This is a genomic window from Pseudomonas sp. GW823-FHT02E01 (genome assembly GCF_058797535.1).
Genome location: NZ_JBXAJS010000003.1, coordinates 350,882 through 369,751, shown reverse-complemented (window position 1 = coordinate 369,751; position 18,870 = coordinate 350,882). Strand labels below are relative to the sequence as shown.

Annotated in this window: 13 protein-coding genes; 10 read left to right on the top strand and 3 right to left on the bottom strand. The window is 62.0% G+C overall.

Features of this window, described 5'->3' with window-relative positions; all coding sequences use genetic code 11:
* Nucleotides 1–13 precede the first annotated feature (13 nt).
* Nucleotides 14–490, top strand: a complete 477-nt coding sequence (locus tag AC1RDQ_RS08925) for a nuclear transport factor 2 family protein (RefSeq protein ID WP_020799197.1) — start codon at nucleotides 14–16, stop codon at nucleotides 488–490.
* 190 nt (nucleotides 491–680) lie between these two features.
* Nucleotides 681–1,460 (top strand): TSUP family transporter, encoded by a 780-nt coding sequence (locus AC1RDQ_RS08920; protein WP_492586977.1) that lies wholly within the window; start codon nucleotides 681–683, stop codon nucleotides 1,458–1,460.
* On the opposite strand, the gene nudC is transcribed toward AC1RDQ_RS08920, so the two are convergent.
* Complete coding sequence (gene nudC / locus AC1RDQ_RS08915) at nucleotides 1,428–2,258, bottom strand: NAD(+) diphosphatase (protein WP_057714951.1); 831 nt, start codon at nucleotides 2,256–2,258, stop codon at nucleotides 1,428–1,430. The two genes, AC1RDQ_RS08920 and nudC, sit on opposite strands and share 33 nt — an antisense overlap.
* A 6-nt stretch (nucleotides 2,259–2,264) precedes the next feature.
* On the bottom strand, nucleotides 2,265–3,077 hold the full coding sequence (locus AC1RDQ_RS08910) for a crotonase/enoyl-CoA hydratase family protein (RefSeq protein WP_057714952.1): 813 nt from the start codon (nucleotides 3,075–3,077) through the stop codon (nucleotides 2,265–2,267).
* A 559-nt stretch (nucleotides 3,078–3,636) separates the two neighbouring features.
* Here AC1RDQ_RS08910 and glgA point away from each other — a divergent pair.
* The 8 genes from glgA to AC1RDQ_RS08870 all read left to right on the top strand — a co-directional run bounded on the left by glgA (nucleotide 3,637) and on the right by AC1RDQ_RS08870 (nucleotide 16,478).
* Complete coding sequence (gene glgA / locus AC1RDQ_RS08905) at nucleotides 3,637–5,220, top strand: glycogen synthase GlgA (protein ID WP_218495976.1); 1,584 nt, start codon at nucleotides 3,637–3,639, stop codon at nucleotides 5,218–5,220.
* Between the two features lie 12 nt (nucleotides 5,221–5,232).
* On the top strand, nucleotides 5,233–7,029 hold the full coding sequence (gene treZ, locus AC1RDQ_RS08900) for a malto-oligosyltrehalose trehalohydrolase (protein WP_492586976.1): 1,797 nt from the start codon (nucleotides 5,233–5,235) through the stop codon (nucleotides 7,027–7,029).
* Complete coding sequence (gene malQ, locus AC1RDQ_RS08895; RefSeq protein ID WP_492586974.1) at nucleotides 7,026–9,104, top strand: 4-alpha-glucanotransferase; 2,079 nt, start codon at nucleotides 7,026–7,028, stop codon at nucleotides 9,102–9,104. Before treZ ends, malQ begins: the two co-directional genes overlap by 4 nt.
* The gene (locus tag AC1RDQ_RS08890) at nucleotides 9,101–11,896 is read left to right on the top strand and encodes a malto-oligosyltrehalose synthase (RefSeq protein WP_492586972.1); all 2,796 of its coding nucleotides are present in this window, start codon (nucleotides 9,101–9,103) and stop codon (nucleotides 11,894–11,896) included. Before malQ ends, AC1RDQ_RS08890 begins: the two co-directional genes overlap by 4 nt.
* A gap of 21 nt (nucleotides 11,897–11,917) precedes the next feature.
* Nucleotides 11,918–12,235, top strand: coding sequence for a DUF2934 domain-containing protein (locus tag AC1RDQ_RS08885; protein WP_223502216.1), 318 nt, complete (start codon nucleotides 11,918–11,920; stop codon nucleotides 12,233–12,235).
* A 229-nt stretch (nucleotides 12,236–12,464) separates the two neighbouring features.
* Nucleotides 12,465–14,627 carry a glycogen debranching protein GlgX gene (glgX, locus tag AC1RDQ_RS08880; RefSeq protein ID WP_492586971.1) on the top strand — a complete coding sequence of 721 codons (2,163 nt, stop codon included), beginning with the start codon at nucleotides 12,465–12,467 and terminating at the stop codon, nucleotides 14,625–14,627.
* Between the two features lie 213 nt (nucleotides 14,628–14,840).
* Complete coding sequence (locus AC1RDQ_RS08875) at nucleotides 14,841–15,599, top strand: PIG-L deacetylase family protein (RefSeq protein WP_492587147.1); 759 nt, start codon at nucleotides 14,841–14,843, stop codon at nucleotides 15,597–15,599.
* Nucleotides 15,600–15,713: 114 nt separating this feature from the next.
* Nucleotides 15,714–16,478 carry an endonuclease/exonuclease/phosphatase family protein gene (locus AC1RDQ_RS08870; protein ID WP_090455067.1) on the top strand — a complete coding sequence of 255 codons (765 nt, stop codon included), beginning with the start codon at nucleotides 15,714–15,716 and terminating at the stop codon, nucleotides 16,476–16,478.
* Between the two features lie 158 nt (nucleotides 16,479–16,636).
* Here the strand turns inward: AC1RDQ_RS08870 and glgB are convergent, their stop codons facing one another.
* Entirely contained in the window at nucleotides 16,637–18,868 is a 2,232-nt protein-coding gene (gene glgB / locus AC1RDQ_RS08865) for a 1,4-alpha-glucan branching protein GlgB (RefSeq protein ID WP_349733979.1), read from the bottom strand.
* Between the last annotated feature and the right edge of the window lie 2 nt (nucleotides 18,869–18,870).

The window sequence follows — 18,870 nt, the reverse complement described above, 5'->3', positions numbered from 1 at the left end:
ACGGAGACTTTAAATGTCTAATGCCGAAGTTCGTCCGCCATTACCCCCTTTCACCCGTGAATCGGCCATTGAAAAAGTTCGCCTGGCCGAAGACGGCTGGAACTCCCGGGACCCGGAGCGGGTGTCCCTGGCCTATACCCTGGACACTAAGTGGCGCAATCGCGCCGAGTTCGCCTACAACCGCGAAGAAGCCAAAGGCTTCCTGACCCGCAAGTGGGCCAAGGAGCTTGATTATCGGTTGATCAAGGAGCTGTGGGCGTTCACCGACAACCGAATTGCCGTGCGTTATGCCTATGAATGGCATGACGACTCGGGCAACTGGTTCCGCTCCTACGGCAACGAAAACTGGGAGTTCAACGAGGACGGCCTGATGGCCCGCCGCTTCGCCTGCATCAACGACATGCCGATCAAGGAAAGCGAGCGCAAGTTCCACTGGCCGCTGGGGCGTCGACCTGACGATCATCCGAGTTTGTCGGATCTGGGCTTGTAATTCAGCTTCACGCTAAACCCTGTGGGAGCGAGCTTGCTCGCGATAGCGGTTGTACATTCAACAGATCTGTTGCCTGTCACACCGCCATCGCGAGCAAGCTCGCTCCCACATTGGTTTTGTGTTGTACAGATGAGTAAGATGCTGCCCTTCCCCGCAGCCTCTTTCTGCACCCGCCGAATAAGCCGATCCCATGCCTTTCGAACTCAGCGTTGACCTCTCCACCCTGGCCATCCTGGCCATTGTCGCTTTTGTTGCCGGTTTCATCGACGCCATTGCCGGTGGCGGTGGGCTGTTGACCACCCCGGCCTTGTTGACCGCCGGCCTGCCGCCGCATCTGGTGCTGGGCACCAACAAACTCAGCTCGACCTTCGGCTCGGCCATCGCCAGCTTCACCTTCTACCGCCGCAAGCTGTTCCACCCCGCGCAATGGATTCATGCCATCGTCGGCACCCTGGTCGGTGCGCTGACCGGTGCCGTGGTCGCGCATTACCTGCCGGCGGAATGGCTGAACAAGATGCTGCCGGTGATCGTCTTCGCTTGCGGTGTCTATCTATTGTTTGGCGGCACGCCAAAAGCGCCACTGGACAGCGAGGCACCGATCAAGAAAAAGTGGCAGTCGACCCAAGGCTTCAGCCTCGGCTTCTATGACGGTGTGGCGGGTCCCGGCACGGGCGCGTTCTGGACCGTGAGCAGCCTGCTGCTCTACCCCATCGATCTGGTGAAAGCCAGCGGTGTGGCACGCAGCATGAACTTCGTCAGCAACGCGGCGGCGCTGTCGATCTTCATCTTTTCCGGTCAGGTGGACTGGATCATCGGCCTGTGCATGGGCTTGTCGTTGATGGTCGGCGCCTTCTTCGGCGCCCGCACCGCCATCAGCGGCGGCGCGAAATTCATTCGTCCGGTGTTCATCACCGTGGTGCTGGGCCTGACCGTGCGCCTAGCCTGGCAGCACTGGTTCAGCGTGGCCTAAGCGCCGCGCCACGTAGACGTCGATCAGGTAACGGGCAATCGAGCGTGACGCCGGTAACGGCGGCAGCTCGTGCACGTTGAACCACTGGGCGTCCTCGATCTCGTCTTCCTGACAGACGATCTCGCCACCGGCATATTCGGCGTGAAAGCCGAGCATCATCGAGTGCGGGAACGGCCAGCACTGGCTGCCCATGTACTGGATGTTCCTGACCTCGATGCTCACCTCTTCGCGAACTTCGCGAATCAGGCAGTCCTCGGCCGATTCGCCCGGCTCGGCAAACCCGGCCAGGGTGCTGTAGACACCGCTGACAAAACGCGGTGAGCGCGCCAACAGCACTTCATCGCCTCGGGTCACCAGTACGATCATGCTCGGCGAAATCCGTGGGTAGCTGCGCAGATCGCACGGCTGACAGTACATCGCCCGTTCGCGTGGCACCTGGGTCATGGCCTGACCGCAGTTACCGCAATAGCGGTGTTCACGGGCCCAGGTGCCGATCTGTGCGGCGTAACCGAGCACCTTGTAGAGCGTGTGATCGCCTTCGAGCATGAACGCCCGCAGGCCTTTCCAGTTGCAACCCGACACTTCGCTGTGACTGCGCAACTCCAGCAGATAGACCGGCTCGCCATCGAGATGACCGATGCCATGCTCGGCAAGAATCGACAGGTCCTGGCGCTTGAGCCATTCGCGAGCGAACAGTGCGCCGTTGTCATCGAACAGAAAGCCTTCGGGGCTGCGCGCGATGGCCCAGCCGCCGGGTTGATCGGTGTCCAGTACTGCGGTGGTCCAGCGAGGAATCATGGTTAATCAATCCAGAAATTCGGGTTTCTGTTTGCTCATATGGGCGGCCATGGCCACGCGCAGATCGGTGGATTGCAGCATGGCGGCGTTCCAGGTGGCGATGTATTCGAGGCCGTCATCGATGCGATGGTCGCGCATGTAGCTGATCATTTCCTTGGTGCCGGTGACGGCGATCGGCGACTTGCTGGCGATTGCGTAGGCAATGCCCATGACGCCGTCGAGCAGGCTGGCGTTGTCGCTGTAGACGCGATTGACCAAGCCCATGCCTCGCGCTTCGTCGGCGCCGAAGGTGCGACCAGTGTAAGCCAGTTCGCGCAGCATGCCGTCACCGATGATCCGCGGCAAGCGTTGCAGCGTGCCAACGTCGGCGGCCATGCCGATGTCGATTTCCTTGATCGAAAACTGTGCGTCCTCGGCGGCATATCGCATGTCGCACGCGGCAATCAGGTCGATGGCGCCCCCCAGGCAGTAACCCTGAATGGCCGCAAGCACCGGTTTGCGGCAGTTATCGACTGCATTGAAGGACGCTTGCAGGGTGAGGATCTTGCGCCGCAACAGGCGCGCATTGCGTCCGACGTCCTTGCCCAGCTCATTGGCCACACCGGCCAGCATCATCAGGTCGATCCCCGAGGAGAAATGCTTGCCTGCCCCGCTGAGAACCACCACGCGCACTTCATCGGTGTCGTCGATCCACTGGAAGATCTCGACGATCTCGCTCCAGAACGCCGCGTTCATCGAGTTGATCTTCTCCGGTCGGTTGATCTGTACGTGGGCGATTTTATCGACCAGCTCGACGTTGAACGCGCTGTATTGAGACATGCCAATGATCCTTTTGCGGGCAAAAATGAGGCCCGAACTATAACAAGGCATCAAGGTGGGCAGTAAGGCAGCGGTTCGGCCAAATGCGGGACTCAAACCGGCGCACCAGAACAGTGCGCTCCTGATAAATCACGTCGCACATTTATGTGACTGCCCAGTGACTTTTTGATGCCAAAACGCAAAAAAACCTGCACTTCGTCGGGGCGTTTGCACCTCTATCAGGCACGTTCGTACCGCTACAAACCGATTGTCGAACAATTTTGCCATCTGGCCTTTACCGCTCTAAGTTCTGGCCTAGACTCATTTTCTTGAGGCGAAACCGGTCGGTCACAAAGTGGAAAAATAGTCGAAACTTTTTCCAATCCCGATCGGTCCTCTGACAAGAAGGTGCGTTGCGACTGGTGCAATCCTTGCAATGGCTCATTCACCCCTTTTGCTTCGACGCATTGGGCAGCGCTTGCTCACTGATGCGTAGCGCGATTGCGCCCGGCCACAGCAATTGGCCATGAAACACCGTTTGCCAGACCTAAGAATTAGATCAACAACACGGGAGATTCATATGATCAGTACGGCTTTGGAAATACAGGGAGAGCGTGCTCATCAGGTCGGCGAATCGAGCGCCGTAACTGCCGCAAACACCCAACCCGTCGGCGTTCCTGGCACCAGGACGCTGACTCCGGCAGCCAACCAGAATCCCAACCGTAAAAAAGTGTTGTTCGTCACCTCGGAAATTGCCGACCTGGTGAAGACCGGTGGCCTGGGCGACGTTTCTGCAGCGCTGCCACGGGCCATGGCCCATCTGCACGATGTGCGGGTACTGATCCCGGGTTACCCGCAGGTGCTGAACAGCGAAAATCCGATCCATATCATTGGCGAGCTTGGCGGTCATGCTGCGCTGCCACCGTGCAAGATCGGGCGCATGGACATGCCCGACGGTCTGGTCATTTACGTACTGATTTGCCCCGAACTCTACGAGCGCGAAGGTTCGCCCTACGGCGCCAACAACGGCCGCGACTGGCCGGACAACCATATCCGTTTCGCCCGCCTGGGCCTGGCGGCGGCCGATATTGCCGCCAACCTCGCGCAGATCCATTGGTGCCCGGATCTGGTGCACGCCCACGACTGGCCGGCCGGCCTGGCCCCGGCCTACATGCACTGGCGTGGGCAGCGCACGCCGACGCTGTTCACCATTCACAACCTGGCCTATCAAGGCGTGACCAGCCTGGGCTCGTGCCCCGAACTGGGCATACCCCATCACGCGCTGCAACAGGAAGGCATGGAGTTCTACGGCAAGATGTCGTTCCTGAAGGCCGGCATGGCCTATTCGAGCCACATCACCACCGTCAGCGCGACCTACGCCCAGGAAATCACCACCCCGGATTTCGGCTGCGGCCTGGACGGTTTCCTCGCCGCCAAGACCCAGCAAGGCCTGCTCAGCGGCATTCCCAACGGCATCGATGAAAGCTGGGATGCGGCGACCGATCCGCACCTGTTCTGCCCGTTCAGCATCGGCGACTGGGATGGCAAGGCCGTGAACGCCGCCCATGTCCGCGAGCTGTTCGGTCTGGAAGATTCCCAAGGGCCGCTGTTCGCCGTGGTTTCGCGTCTGGTCTACCAGAAAGGCCTGGACCTGACCGAAGCGGTGTCCGAGTACATCGTCAAATCCGGCGGCCAGATCGCGATCATCGGCCGTGGCGAACCGGAAGAAGAACAGTCGATGCGCCAGCTTGCCCTGCGTTTCCCCGGGCAGATCGGCGTACGCATCGGCTTCAACGAAACCGACGCCCGGCGCATGTTCGCCGGCAGCGACTTCCTGCTGATGCCTTCGCGTTACGAGCCATGCGGCCTGAGCCAGATGTACGCCCAGCGCTTCGGTTCGTTGCCGGTGGCGCGCAACACCGGTGGCCTGGCCGACACCATCGAAAACGGCGTGACCGGTTTCCTGTTCGATGAATCCACGGTGCAGAGCTACCAGGAAGCCCTGAGCCGCGCGTTCAAGGTGTTCGCCTTTCCCGACCTGCTGCACGCCATGCGCTGCCGGGCCATGGCGGCGCCGTTCAACTGGTGCAAGGCGGTCGAACCCTACGCCGAGCTCTACGAACAGCTTGTGGCTAAGGCATTGGGGAAATCGCACAAACAGTAAGAGGCTTTCAAGATGCCGTTACGGACCCTTGAGACCTGGCCCCACGGCGCAATCATGCTGGACGCAGAGCACACGCGATTCGCGTTGTGGGCGCCAGATGCGTTCTACGTCAGTGTCGAACTGGAAAATGGACAGTCCTTGCCGTTGCTGCCCCAGGCCGACGGCTGGTTCGTGAGCAACATCCGATGCGCGGCGGGCACGCGTTACCGCTACAGCATCGACGGCGAACTGGAAGTGCCCGACCCGGCCTCCCGCGCTCAGGCCGGCGATATCGACCGGCACAGTGTGGTGGTCGATCCGCTGGTCTATGCCTGGCAACACAGTGCCTGGCTGGGACGGCCATGGAACGAAGCGGTGATCTACGAACTGCATGTCGGTGCGCTCGGCGGCTTCAGCGCCGTCGAGCAGCATTTGGCGCGGCTGGTCGAACTGGGTGTCACCGCGATCGAACTGATGCCCGTCGCGCAGTTTCCCGGTGAGCGCAATTGGGGTTATGACGGCGTCCTGCCCTACGCGCCCCAAGCGTCCTACGGCTCCCCCGAGCAACTCAAGCACTTGATCGACACCGCCCACGGCCACGGCCTGGCGGTGATTCTCGACGTGGTCTACAACCACTTCGGCCCGGATGGCAATTACCTGCATCGTTATGCCAAGGGCTTTTTTCGCGAAGACAAACACACGCCGTGGGGCGCGGCCATCGACTTGCGCCGTCGCGAAGTCCGGGACTTCTTCATCGAAAACGCCTTGATGTGGCTGCTGGAATACCGTTTCGACGGTTTGCGCCTGGACGCGGTGCACGCCATCGAAGACCCGGATTTCCTCCAGGAACTGGCACGACGGGTGCGCCAGCAGACGGGCCCGACGCGGCATGTGTGGCTGATGGTGGAGAACGAACACAACCAGGCCAGCCTGCTCGAACAGGGTTACGACGCGCAGTGGAACGATGACGGCCACAACGCCCTGCATGTGTTGCTGACCGGGGAAACCGACGCCTATTACGCCGATTACGCGCAAAACCCCACCGAGCAACTGGCGCGCTGCCTGAGCCAGGGTTTCGTGTTCCAGGGCCATCTCAACCGCCATGGTGTGGCGCGGGGTGAACCCAGCGGGCATCTGCCGCCCAGTGCATTCATTCTGTTTTTGCAGAACCATGACCAGATCGGCAACCGGGCCTTCGGCGAGCGCCTGCATCAACTCGCCCACCCGCAAGCGTTGCGGGCCGCCACGGTGCTGCTGCTGTTATCGCCGATGATTCCGCTGCTGTTCATGGGCGACGAATTTGCGGTCGAGCAACCCTTCCTGTTTTTCACCAGCCATCATGGTGAATTGGCCAAGCAGGTTCGCGACGGCCGGCGCAGCGAGTTCGCGGCGCTCAGCGCCTTTGCCGACCCGATCCTGCGCGAACACATTCCGGACCCGAATGATCCGCAGACGTTTGCAGCGTCCCGCCCGGTCCTGCCATCGACCGGCCATTGCGAGATGCACGACCTGTATTGCCGCCTGTTGCAGATCCGTCACCGGCACATCATCCCGCGCCTGCCGGGCGCCCAGGCACTGGGAACCGATGTGCTGGGCGAAGGCGCGGTCAGTGCATCCTGGCGCTTGGGCGATGGCAGCCAGCTGCGCATTGACCTGAACCTCAGCGCCAGGCCTGTAGTCCATACCTCACATACCGATGCCATGCGCTTGTTCGAATACCCGCCACAGAACCCCGACCTGCCGGCTACAAACACTCTTGCCCCGTATTGCGCGCTCGTCAGCCTCGCCGCCGCAGTCCCCTTTGCTACCTCGTTTGGAGAGCGTCCATGAGTGATGCGCAACTGGAAATCCTGGCCAGCCGTGCCGGCCTCGCCGTCGACTGGATCGACGCCAACGGCCGCCCGCAAAAAGTCGCGCCGTCCGTGTTGCGCAACGTGCTGGCCGGCCTGGGCCACCCGGCCGGCAGTGCCCAGGAAATCGACGCCAGCCTGCTGGAACTGCAAGAGGCGCAACAGACCCATCACTTGCCGCCATTGATCACCGCCGATGCGGGGATGGGCCTGGACCTGGCGCGTTTTTTCGAGCCCGGGACCCCTTGCGAAATCCACCTGGAGGACGGTTCGCGGCTCAACCTGAAACTGGACGCCAACGCGGTGCTGCCGGGGCTGGTACCGGTCGGCTATCAACAGATCAGTATGGACGGACAAAACTTCACTCTCGCCGTGGCCCCGGCCCGTTGCTACAGCGTGGCCGATGCCGTGGACAACCCGATCCCCCGAGCCTGGGGCCTGAGCGTGCAGTTGTATGGACTGCGCCGCCCCGGCGACGGCGGGTTTGGTGACACCCAGGCGCTGGAGGACCTCGCCCGGGTAGCCGGCGAGCGTGGTGCCGAGGCGCTGGCGATCAGCCCGCTGCATGCGATGTTTTCCAGTGACACCCAACGCTACAGCCCGTATTCACCGTCCAGCCGTTTGTTTCTCAACAGCCTTTACTGCGCCCCCGGCACCATTCTCGGCGAACGCGCGCTGCGTACCGCCATCGATGCAACCGGGCTGGCCATTGAACTCAAGGCGCTGGAAGAGCGTCCGCTGATTGACTGGCCGGCCGCCGCCGAAGCCAAGCATCGGCTGTTGCAGTCGCTGTACGAAGGTTTCGTCCAGGGTGAACACCCCTTGCACGAAGACTTCAGCAGCTTTCGTCACGCCGCTGGCGAAGCGCTGGAAAACCACTGCCGCTTCGAAGCCATCCAGGAGGCACGCGCCGCCCGGGGTGAACACCTCGACTGGCGGCAGTGGCCCGAACCCTGGCGCAACCCGCGCAGCGCCGAACTGGCGGCATTCGCCGAAGAGAATGCCGGGCGCATCGGCTTCTTCGCCTTCTGCCAGTGGCTGATCACGCGCTGCCTGGAGCGCGCGCAAACCGCCGCCCGCGCCAGCGGCATGAGTATCGGCCTGATCGCCGACCTGGCCGTTGGCGCCGATGGCGGCGGGAGCCAGGCCTGGAGCCGCCAGGACGAACTGCTCGCGTCCCTCACCGTCGGCGCGCCACCGGATATTCTCAACCGCACCGGCCAGGGCTGGGGGATTTCCGCGTTCTCCCCTGAAGGCCTGGTGCGCAATGGTTTCCAGGCCTTCATCGAAATGTTGCGGGCCAACTTCGCCCACTGCGGCGGCTTGCGCATCGATCACGTCATGGGCTTGCAGCGTTTGTGGGTCATCCCCAACGGATCGCCGCCGGCCGACGGCGCTTACCTGTACTACCCGGTGGACGATCTGCTGCGTTTGCTGACCCTGGAATCCCATCGTCACCAGGCCATCGTCCTCGGCGAAGACCTCGGCACCGTGCCGGACGGCCTGCGGGAAAAACTCATCGCCCGTTCAATGCTGGGCATGCGGGTATTGCTGTTCGAACAGGACAACACGCACTTCAAACCGATCCTCGACTGGCCGGACAACGCCCTGGCCACCACCAGCACCCATGACCTGCCGACCCTCAACGGCTGGTGGCATGGTCGCGATATCGACTGGAATGCCCGGCTCGGCATGGTCGATGCCAGCGGTGAAATCGAATGGCGCCAGCACCGCGAACGCGAGCGCGAAGGCCTGCGCCGGGCGTTGAGCCAGGACCCGCAGAACTTTCGCGAAGAGTCCCACGAAACCGACCAGGTGCTCGATGCCAGCGTGCGCTTCCTCGGTCATACCCGGGCACCCTTGGTGCTGCTGCCCCTGGAAGATGCCCTTGGCGTCGAACAGCAAGCCAACCTGCCCGGCACCACCGACACCCACCCCAACTGGTCGCGGCGCTTGCCCGGATACAGCGAAGCCTTGCTCGACGGAGCGGATGCCGCACGACGCCTGGAATTGCTCGCCTGCGCGCGGCTCCAGGCGGCCGAGCGTGATCGATGACCCAGGTGCCGACCCGACCACTGCGCGCCACCTTGCGCCTGCAATTTCACAAAGGCTTCACGCTCGAAGATGCGGTGCCACTGGTGCCGTATTTCGCCCGCCTCGGCATCAGCCATGTCTACGCCTCCCCGCTATTGCGCGCCCGCGCCGGGTCGATGCATGGCTACGACGTGGTGGATCCGACCAGGGTCAATCCGGAACTGGGCGGTGAGGCGGCGCTGAACAGCCTGGTCAGTGCTCTGCATGGGCACAACATGGGGTTGATCCTCGACGTTGTCTCCAACCACATGGCGGTCGGCGGCAACGATAATCCCTGGTGGCTGGATTTGCTGGAGTGGGGACGCCTGAGTCCTTACGGAGAGTTTTTCGACATCCAGTGGCACTCATCCGACCCGTTGATGGAGGGCCAGTTGCTCCTGCCGTTTCTGGGCAGTGACTACGGCGTCGCGTTACAGGACGGCACCCTGCCCCTGCGATTCGATGCCTGGCACGGCACCTTCCATGTCGAGCACTACGAACACCGCTTTCCCATTTGCCCCAGCGATTACGGGGAGCTGCTCAGGACCGATGCACCGCTCGATACGCAACAGGCCGAACAACTTAAAAACCTGGCCGATCGCTTCAGCACCCTGAGCTACCAGACCGACGCCCACAGCCTGGCCCTGCCATTGAAAGCAGAACTTCGCGATCTGGTCAGCGATCCGGCCATTGCCCAAGCCATTGAGCAGCACCTGAACAACTACGTCTCACTGACCGGCGAAGGCTTCCAGCGCCTGCACAACCTGCTGGAACGCCAGAGCTATCGCCTTGCCAGCTGGCGCACCGCCGCCGATGACATCAACTGGCGGCGCTTCTTCGATATCAATGAGTTGGGCGGACTGCGCGTCGAGCGTCCCGCCGTGTTCGAAGCCACCCACGCGAAGATCTTCCAACTGGTGGCTCAAGGGCTGATCGACGGGTTGCGCATCGACCACATCGACGGCCTCGCCGACCCGCGGGGCTACTGCCGAAAACTGCGCCGCCGGGTCGACAGCCTGTCAGCGGGCCGCCACCTGCCCATCTATGTGGAAAAAATCCTCGGCGAAGGGGAAACCCTGCATCGCGACTGGTCGGTGGACGGCACCACCGGCTACGAATTCATGAACCAGTTGTCACTGTTGCAACAGGATCCACGGGGCGCGCAGACACTGGCCGAACTCTGGCATCGTCACAGCGAGCGGCCCGCCGACTTCTGCCAGGAAGCACAACTGGCCCGTCAACAAGTCCTCGGTGGTTCCCTGGCCGGAGATTTCGAAAGCGTCGCCCAGGCCCTGCTGCAAGTGGCCCGGGACAACCTCATGACCCGCGACCTGACCCTCGGCGCCATTCGCCGGGCCTTGCAGGCGCTGATCGTGCATTTCCCGGTGTACCGCACCTACATAGGCCCCCTTGGCCGTTCAGCCCGGGACGAGGCGTTTTTCCGCCAGGCCATGGACGGTGCCCGCCAAACCCTGGGCGAAGCGGACTGGCCGGTGCTCGACTGCCTGGCCGGCTGGCTAGGCGGTGAACCCTGGCGTTCGCGCCCGGCCGGGCGTGAACGCAAGCGTCTGAAGCACGCCTGCGTACGTTTCCAGCAACTGACCTCGCCGGCGGCGGCGAAATCGGTGGAAGACACCGCGCTCTATCGATCGGCCGTCCTGCTCTCGCGCAATGACGTTGGCTTCAACACCGAACAGTTCAGCGCACCGGCCGCCGACTTTCATCAGGCCTGCATCGAGCGCCTCGACACCTTCCCGGACAATCTGCTGGCCAGCGCCACCCACGACCACAAGCGCGGCGAAGATTCACGGGCGCGGCTGGCGGTACTGAGCGAGCGCAGCGCCTGGTACGTCGACCAGATCGGCCTGTGGCGCGCCCTCGCCCGGCCCTTGCGCATCGACGATCAAATGCCATCGTCGGGCGATGAAATGATTCTGTACCAGACGATTCTCGGCAGTTGGCCGCTGGAGTTGGGGATCGATCATCCGCCGTCCCTCGAGGACTATGCAAAACGTATCTGGCAGTGGCAACGCAAGGCCCTGCGTGAAGCCAAACTGCAAAGCAGCTGGAGCGCGCCCAATGACCCTTACGAGCAAGCGACAGAGGACTTTATCCAGCGCCTGTTGCTCAGCCCCGAAGGTGAGCTGTTGCGTACGGCCCTGGCCAAGGCTGCCCGTTCGATTGCCGCCCCCGGCGCACTCAATGGTTTGGCGCAAACCTTGCTGCGCATGACCGTGCCCGGCGTGCCGGATTTGTATCAGGGCAACGATTTCTGGGACTTCAGCCTGGTCGACCCGGACAACCGTCGTCCCGTGGATTACGCCAGCCGCCAGCAGGCGTTGCAGCAAGCGGTGGACCTGCCGGACTTGTTGCAGAACTGGCGTGACGGACGCATCAAGCAAACCTTGATTGCGCGCACCCTGGGCCTGCGCGCCGAGCATGCCGAGCTGTTTCGGCGTGGCACCTACCAGGCCCTGGAAGTGGTGGGCAGCGAGGCCCACCGAGTGCTGGGATTTGTCCGTGAACGGGAGGGGAAACGCGCCATTGTGATTGTGCCGATACGTTGTGCCGATCTGCTGGAAAACGGTGCCGAACCACAGGTCCACGCGCCGCGGTGGGGCGAAACCCGGGTCAGACTGCCGTTCGCCGTCCCTGACGAACATCTGCAGGGACTTTTTTCCGGCATCACAGTCACAAAACACAGGGAGCTGTTGATCAGCGCCGCGCTGGGGGATTTCCCGGTCAATCTCATTATTCAAACTACCCACACTTGAGTTCAGTTCAGGAGCATTGCGATGAGTACCGACGAAAAACGCATCCGCGAATTTGCCTATCAGATCTGGGAATCCGAAGGAAAACCCGAAGGCCAGGAAGCCCGCCACTGGGAGATGGCGTGCAAACTGGCGGACGCCGAAGCCCTGGCCCCGAAAAAACCGGCCAAGGCTGCCCCGAAAACCCCGGTCAGCAAAACGGCCAATGGCAAGGCTGGTGATGCCAAGGTCGCCGCGCCAAAAACCAAGGCCAAACCGGCAGCGGCTTCAAAAGTGATCCCGCCGGGGGAAAAGGCCGTCGAGAAAAAGCCCCGGGCTGCGCGAAAACCGCCAGCGGTTTGAATATGTCTTGAGGCCCCTTCGCGGGCAAGTCGGACCGCCGCACCGCCGCTCCCACAGTGTTTGAAGGTGTGGCTGCAATCTGTGGCAACTCACAATACCTGTGGGAGCGGGCTTGCCCGCGAAGAGGCCATCACTTCCAGCATTGATGTTGCCTGACACACCGTTTTCGTCGGAGCGCCGCCCGGAGCAAGCTCGCTCCTACTGGTAACCCCCGTTTACAGGAGTACCTATGACCAGTCCGAAGAAAGCCGCCGCGCCAGACCCTCGTGTCGAAACCACACGAATCCGCGAAGGCCTGCCCTTTCCGCTGGGCGCCACCTGGGATGGACTGGGAGTCAACTTCGCTCTGTTTTCCGCCCACGCCACCAAGGTTGAACTGTGCCTGTTCGACGACGCTGGCGAAGTGGAACTCGAACGCATCGAACTGCCCGAATACACCGACGAGATTTACCACGGCTACCTGCCCGACGCCCATCCGGGGTTGGTTTATGGCTATCGCGTCTACGGTCCGTACGACCCGGCCAACGGCCATCGCTTCAACCCCAACAAACTGCTGATCGACCCCTACGCCAAACAACTGGTGAGCAAGTTGAAATGGTCCGAAGCGCTGTTCGGCTACACCATCGGCCACCCCGACGCCGACCTCAGCTTCGATGAGCGGGACAGCGCGCCCTTCGTGCCCAAATGCAAGGTCATCGACCCGGCGCACACCTGGGGCCACGATCATCGTGTCAGCGTGCCGTGGGACAGGACGATCATCTATGAAACCCATGTGCGCGGCTTCAGCATGCGTCACCCTGCCGTCCCCGAGAATCTGCGCGGCACCTTTGCCGGGTTGATGGTCGATGAAGTGGTCGAGCACATCCGCAAACTCGGTGTGTCGACCGTGGAGCTGCTGCCGATCCATGCGTTCGTCAACGACCAGCATTTGCTGCACAAGGGCATGACCAATTACTGGGGCTACAACAGCATTGCATTCTTCGCCCCCGACCCGCGGTACCTGGCCAGTGGCAAGATTGCCGAATTCAAGGAAATGGTCGCGCACCTGCACGAAGCCAATCTGGAGGTGATCCTCGACGTGGTCTACAACCACACCGCCGAGGGCAACGAACAAGGCCCGACCCTGTCCATGCGCGGCATCGACAATGCGTCCTACTACCGCCTGATGCCCGAGGACAAACGCTTCTATATCAACGATTCCGGCACCGGCAACACCCTGGACCTGAGCCACCCGTGCGTGCTGCAAATGGTCACCGACTCCCTGCGCTACTGGGCCACGGAAATGCACGTGGACGGCTTTCGCTTTGACCTCGCAACCATCCTTGGGCGCTATCACGACGGTTTCGACGAACGCCACAGTTTCCTGGTGGCCTGCCGCCAGGACCCGGTGCTGCGCCAGGTCAAACTGATCGCCGAGTCATGGGACTGCGGCCCCGGCGGTTATCAGGTCGGCAATTTTCCGCCGGGCTGGGTCGAGTGGAACGACAAGTTCCGCGACACCGTGCGCGCCTTCTGGAAAGGCGACGACGGGCAACTGGCGGACTTTGCCAACCGCCTGACCGCTTCGGGCGAAATGTTCAACCAACGTGGCCGGCGGCCTTACTCATCGGTCAATTTCGTCACCGCCCACGACGGTTTCACCCTCAACGACCTGGTGTCGTACAACGACAAACACAACGAAGCCAACGACGAAAACAATCAGGACGGCAGCAACAACAACCTGTCCTGGAACCACGGCGTCGAAGGCCCCACCGACGATCCCGAGATCAACGCGCTGCGCCATCGGCAGATGCGCAATTTCTTCGCCACCCTGCTGCTGGCCCAAGGCACGCCGATGCTGGTGGCCGGCGACGAGTTCGCCCGCACCCAGGACGGCAACAACAATGCGTACTGCCAGGACAGCGAGACCGGCTGGGTCAACTGGGACCTCGGCGACGACGGCAAGGCCCTGCTCAAGTTCGTCAAACGCCTGATCAAGTTGCGCCTGACCTACCCGGTCCTGCGGCGCGGGCGTTTCCTGGTGGGTAATTACAACGAGGACATCGGCGTCAAGGACGTGACCTGGCTGGCGCCGGACGGTACGGAAATGACCACCGAGCATTGGCACGATGCGCACAATCGATGCCTGGGCATGCTGCTCGATGGCCGCGCCCAGGAAACCGGCATTCGCCGCAAAGGCGTCGACGCGACATTGATGCTGGTGGTCAACGCACATCACGACATCGTCAATTTCCGGCTGCCTGAAGTGCCTGACGGCGGTTTCTGGACATGCATGATCGACACCAACCAACCGTCGATCCGCGGCCAGGAGCGCTTTGAGTTTGGCCACGAGTACTCGGTCACCGGCCGTTCGTTGCTGCTGTTCGAATTGCAGCATGAGGAAGTAGAGTAAAAGAGACGCCAGGAATTCATAGCCGTGACACCGCAGGGCGGAAATATCATTGCGGACAACTTCACGACGCGACGAATAGCGTTACATGAGCAATACTCGATTTGCGGCAATCCAGGGTTTGGCTTGTCGCGCCGCTATCCACCAGCCCTCAAGGGTCTGCCGGGCTTGTCCCATGCACGACTGAAGGCGACGCAGAACAAGGACGTATCCACCATGAAACCCGTTTCCCTGAGCGAAGTCAGCCTGCCCTCACAGATCTGGAACAGCGCCCCGCAACTGGACAGCATTCCGGTCATCAACACCCAATCCCTGGTACCCATCGGCGCACGCGCGGTGCTCATTGCCCCGCACCCCGGCGATGAAGTCGTGACCTGCGGCGGCCTGCTGCAATTGCTCAGTAACCTGGGCCACCCGCTGCAATTGATCTCGATCACCGACGGCAGCGCCAGCCATCCGGGGTCACAGCAGTGGTCGGAAAAACGCCTCAGCGTGTTTCGTCCCCAGGAAAGCGTGGAAGCCATACGTCGACTCGGGTTGCCGATGCACAGCCTGAAGTGGATTCGTGGCGGGTTTACCGATAACGCGCTGGCGGAGCAGGAAGATCAGATCGCCCGATTCATCACGCGCTACCTGCGCCCAGGTGATGTGGTGTTCAGCACCTGGCGCCAGGACGGCAATGTCGACCACGACACTGTTGGCCGCGCGAGCGCCAGGGCGGCGGCCAATATCGGGGCCACCTACAACGACGTACCGTTCTGGGCCTGGCACTGGCCGGCACGGGACCGGGAGCTGATTCCCTGGCACCGTGCCCGCAAGGTGCGCCTCGATACCTGGACCGTCGCCCGCAAGAGTCACGCCACCCATGCCTACGCCAGCCAACTGGACGGCGAACCGGCCATCGGCCTCGCGCCGTTGCTGCCCCGGCCGCTGCTGGAGCGTATCCGTTTGCCTTATGAAATTGTGCTGGTTTGAAAACGCAGCCCATTGGACTGAACTGCCTGCCATCGCATCAGTCGCATACATAAGCAGCCCTGAGTCAGAGGAGTGCATGTGGCCAGTCATTCAAAACCGCAGGTAACCGAATCAATGCCATTGAACACGCCCCCGGCGATTCATCGGCTTCGCGTGCTGACGGTCAACACCCATAAGGGTTTTACCGCACTCAACCGGCGCTTCATCCTTCCTGAATTGCGTGAAGCGGTGCGCAGTACGTCGGCAGACCTGGTGTTCCTGCAGGAGGTCGTCGGCGAGCACGACCGCCACTCCTCCCGCTACAATGATTGGCCACAAACCTCGCAATATGAATTCCTCGCCGACAGCATGTGGAGCGACTTCGCCTATGGGCGCAATGCCGTCTACCCCGACGGTCACCATGGCAATGCCCTGCTGTCGAAATATCCGATCCGCGAGTATCGAAACCTGGATGTTTCCATTACCGGCCCGGAACGCCGTGGCTTGCTGCACTGCGTGCTGGACGTACCGGGTCATCGCGAAGTGCATGCGATCTGCGTTCACCTCAGCCTGCTGGAAAGCCATCGTCAGCTGCAATTGCAGTTGCTCTGTCAGCTCCTCGAGTCCCTGCCGGATGATGCGCCGGTGATCATTGCCGGCGACTTCAACGACTGGCAGATGCAGGGCAATGCCACCCTTGCCCGCCACGATTACTTGCACGAAGCCTTCGAACGCCACCTGGGTCGTCCTGCCAAAACCTACCCCGCACGGTTTCCCTTGCTGCGCCTGGACCGCGTCTACCTGCGCAACGCCAGCAGCCATGAGCCGCAAATACTGGGAAACAAGCCGTGGACGCACCTTTCAGACCATTTGCCGTTGGCGGTGGAAGTGCATCTCTGAATCACGGCCATTCATTGCCAGGTGCCGGCGTCGATAGCACCGGCCCCTTCGCGAGCAAGTCGAATCGTCGCACCGCCGCTCCCACACTGGATTGATGCCGTACTCAAAACCAGTGTGGGAGCGGGCTTGCTCGCGAAAGGCAGCAACGCGGCTCTGGATCAGCCCTGCGGCCTTAACATCAATACCGCCAACGGCGGCAAATTCAGCACCAACGACAACGCCTGGCCATGGCTCGGCGTTTCCTCGGCGACCGCCCCGCCACTGTTGCCGTAGTTGGAACCGGCATAGATGGACGAGTCGCTGTTGAGCACCTCGTTCCACTGCCCGGCAAACGGCACCCCGACGCGATAAGCCTCGCGTGGCACGGGCGTAAAGTTGGCCACCACCAGCACCGGTTCGCCGTCCTTGCTCCAGCGCAACCACGCATAAACGCTGTTGATCGCGTCATCGCCGATCAGCCATTGGAAACCCTGCGGCACGTCGTCCTGCTCATGCAGCGCCGGCTCTTCGCGGTACAAGCGGTTGAGGTCGGCCACCAGTTTCTGCACCCCCTGGTGCTCGGGGTATTGCAGCAGGTACCAGTCCAGTTGCTGGTCATGGTTCCACTCGCGCCACTGGCCGAACTCGCAGCCCATGAACAGCAGTTTCTTGCCCGGATGCGCCCACATGAAACTCAGGTAGGCCCGCAGGTTGGCGAATTTCTGCCAGCGGTCGCCGGGCATCTTGTCGATCAGCGAGTGTTTGCCGTGCACCACTTCATCGTGGGAGATCGGCAGGATGAAGCGCTCGGACCACGCATACACCAGGCCGAAACTCAGTTCGTTGTGGTGATGGGCGCGGTACACCGGGTCCTGCTGGATGTAATGCAGCGAGTCGTGCATCCAGCCCATGTTCCATTTGTAGGCAAAGCCCAGGCCGCCCTGTTGCGTGCCCTGGCTTACACCGGGCCATGCGGTGGATTCCTCGGCGATCACCAGCGCACCGGGCGCTTCGAGGGCCACCACGTCATTGAGGTGACGCAGGAAGTCGATGGCTTCCAGGTTCTCCCGCCCGCCATGGCGGTTCGGCACCCACTCGCCGGCCTTGCGCGAGTAGTCGCGGTAGAGCATCGAGGCCACCGCATCGACCCGCAGGCCGTCGACGTGGAAATGCTTGAGCCAGTGCAGCGCCGACGCCAGCATGTAACCATGCACTTCGGTGCGACCCAGGTTGTAGATCAGCGTGTCCCAGTCCTGATGGAAACCTTCCTGCGGGTTGCCGTACTCGTACAGCGCCGTGCCGTCGAACTGGGCCAGGCCGTGGGTATCGGTGGGGAAATGCGCCGGCACCCAATCGAGAATCACCCCGAGTTCGGCCTGGTGGCAGGCGTTGATGAACGCGGCGAACTCGTCCGGCGTGCCATACCGCGCACTCGGCGCGAATTGCGACAACAACTGATAACCCCACGAGCCGCCGAACGGGTGCTCCATGATCGGCATCAGTTCGATGTGGGTGAAACCGAGGTCTTTGACATAGGGAATCAGCCGCTCGGTCAACTCGGGCCAAGTGTACTGGCGGGCCACTTCGCCCAGATCGTCCAGCTCGCATTGCCACGAGCCGGCGTGCAATTCGTAGATCGACAACGGCGCCGTCACCCGCTGGCGGTCACCACGGGTCATCATCCAGTCCTGATCCTGCCAGTCGATGTTCAAGGGTGAAGCGACTTTCGAGGCGGTGTCCGGTGGCAGGCTGGTGGCCAACGCCACGGGATCGGCCTTCAACGGCAGGATGCCGTGGGCGCCGAGAATCTCGTATTTGTAGGTGTCCCCGGCTTGCAGGCGCGGGATGAACAATTCCCAGACGCCTGTGGGGTGACGCAGGCGCATCGGGTGCCGGCGCCCGTCCCAGACGTTGAAATCACCGACCACCGACACCCGCCGGGCATTCGGCGCCCACACGGCGAAACGCACGCCGTCGATGCCGTCCACGGTTTTCAGTTGCGCGCCCAGGCACCCGCTGAGGTCGCGGTGATTGCCTTCGGCAAACAGATACAAATCCATTTCGCCCAACAACGGACCGAAGCTGTAAGGATCTTCTGCCGTTTGCTCGCCGCCGGCCCAACGGGTACGCAGCAGATACGCTTGCGCACGTTCGAAATGCCCGACAAACAATCCCGGCGTCTCTGTGGCTTCAAGTTGGCCGAGCTCTTGTCCGGTATCCCTGGCCAGCACCTGCACACTCAAGGCACCCGGCAGATACGCGCGAATGAATTGCCCGCCAGCGCCATCAGCGTGAGGGCCAAGAATCGCAAAAGGATCGATATGCTCGGCGCGCACCAATGCGTCGATATCCCGCGCCCTGGGCAGCAGCGCTTCTTTGTGATGACCCTGTTCCTTGTTCGAGACACTCATGA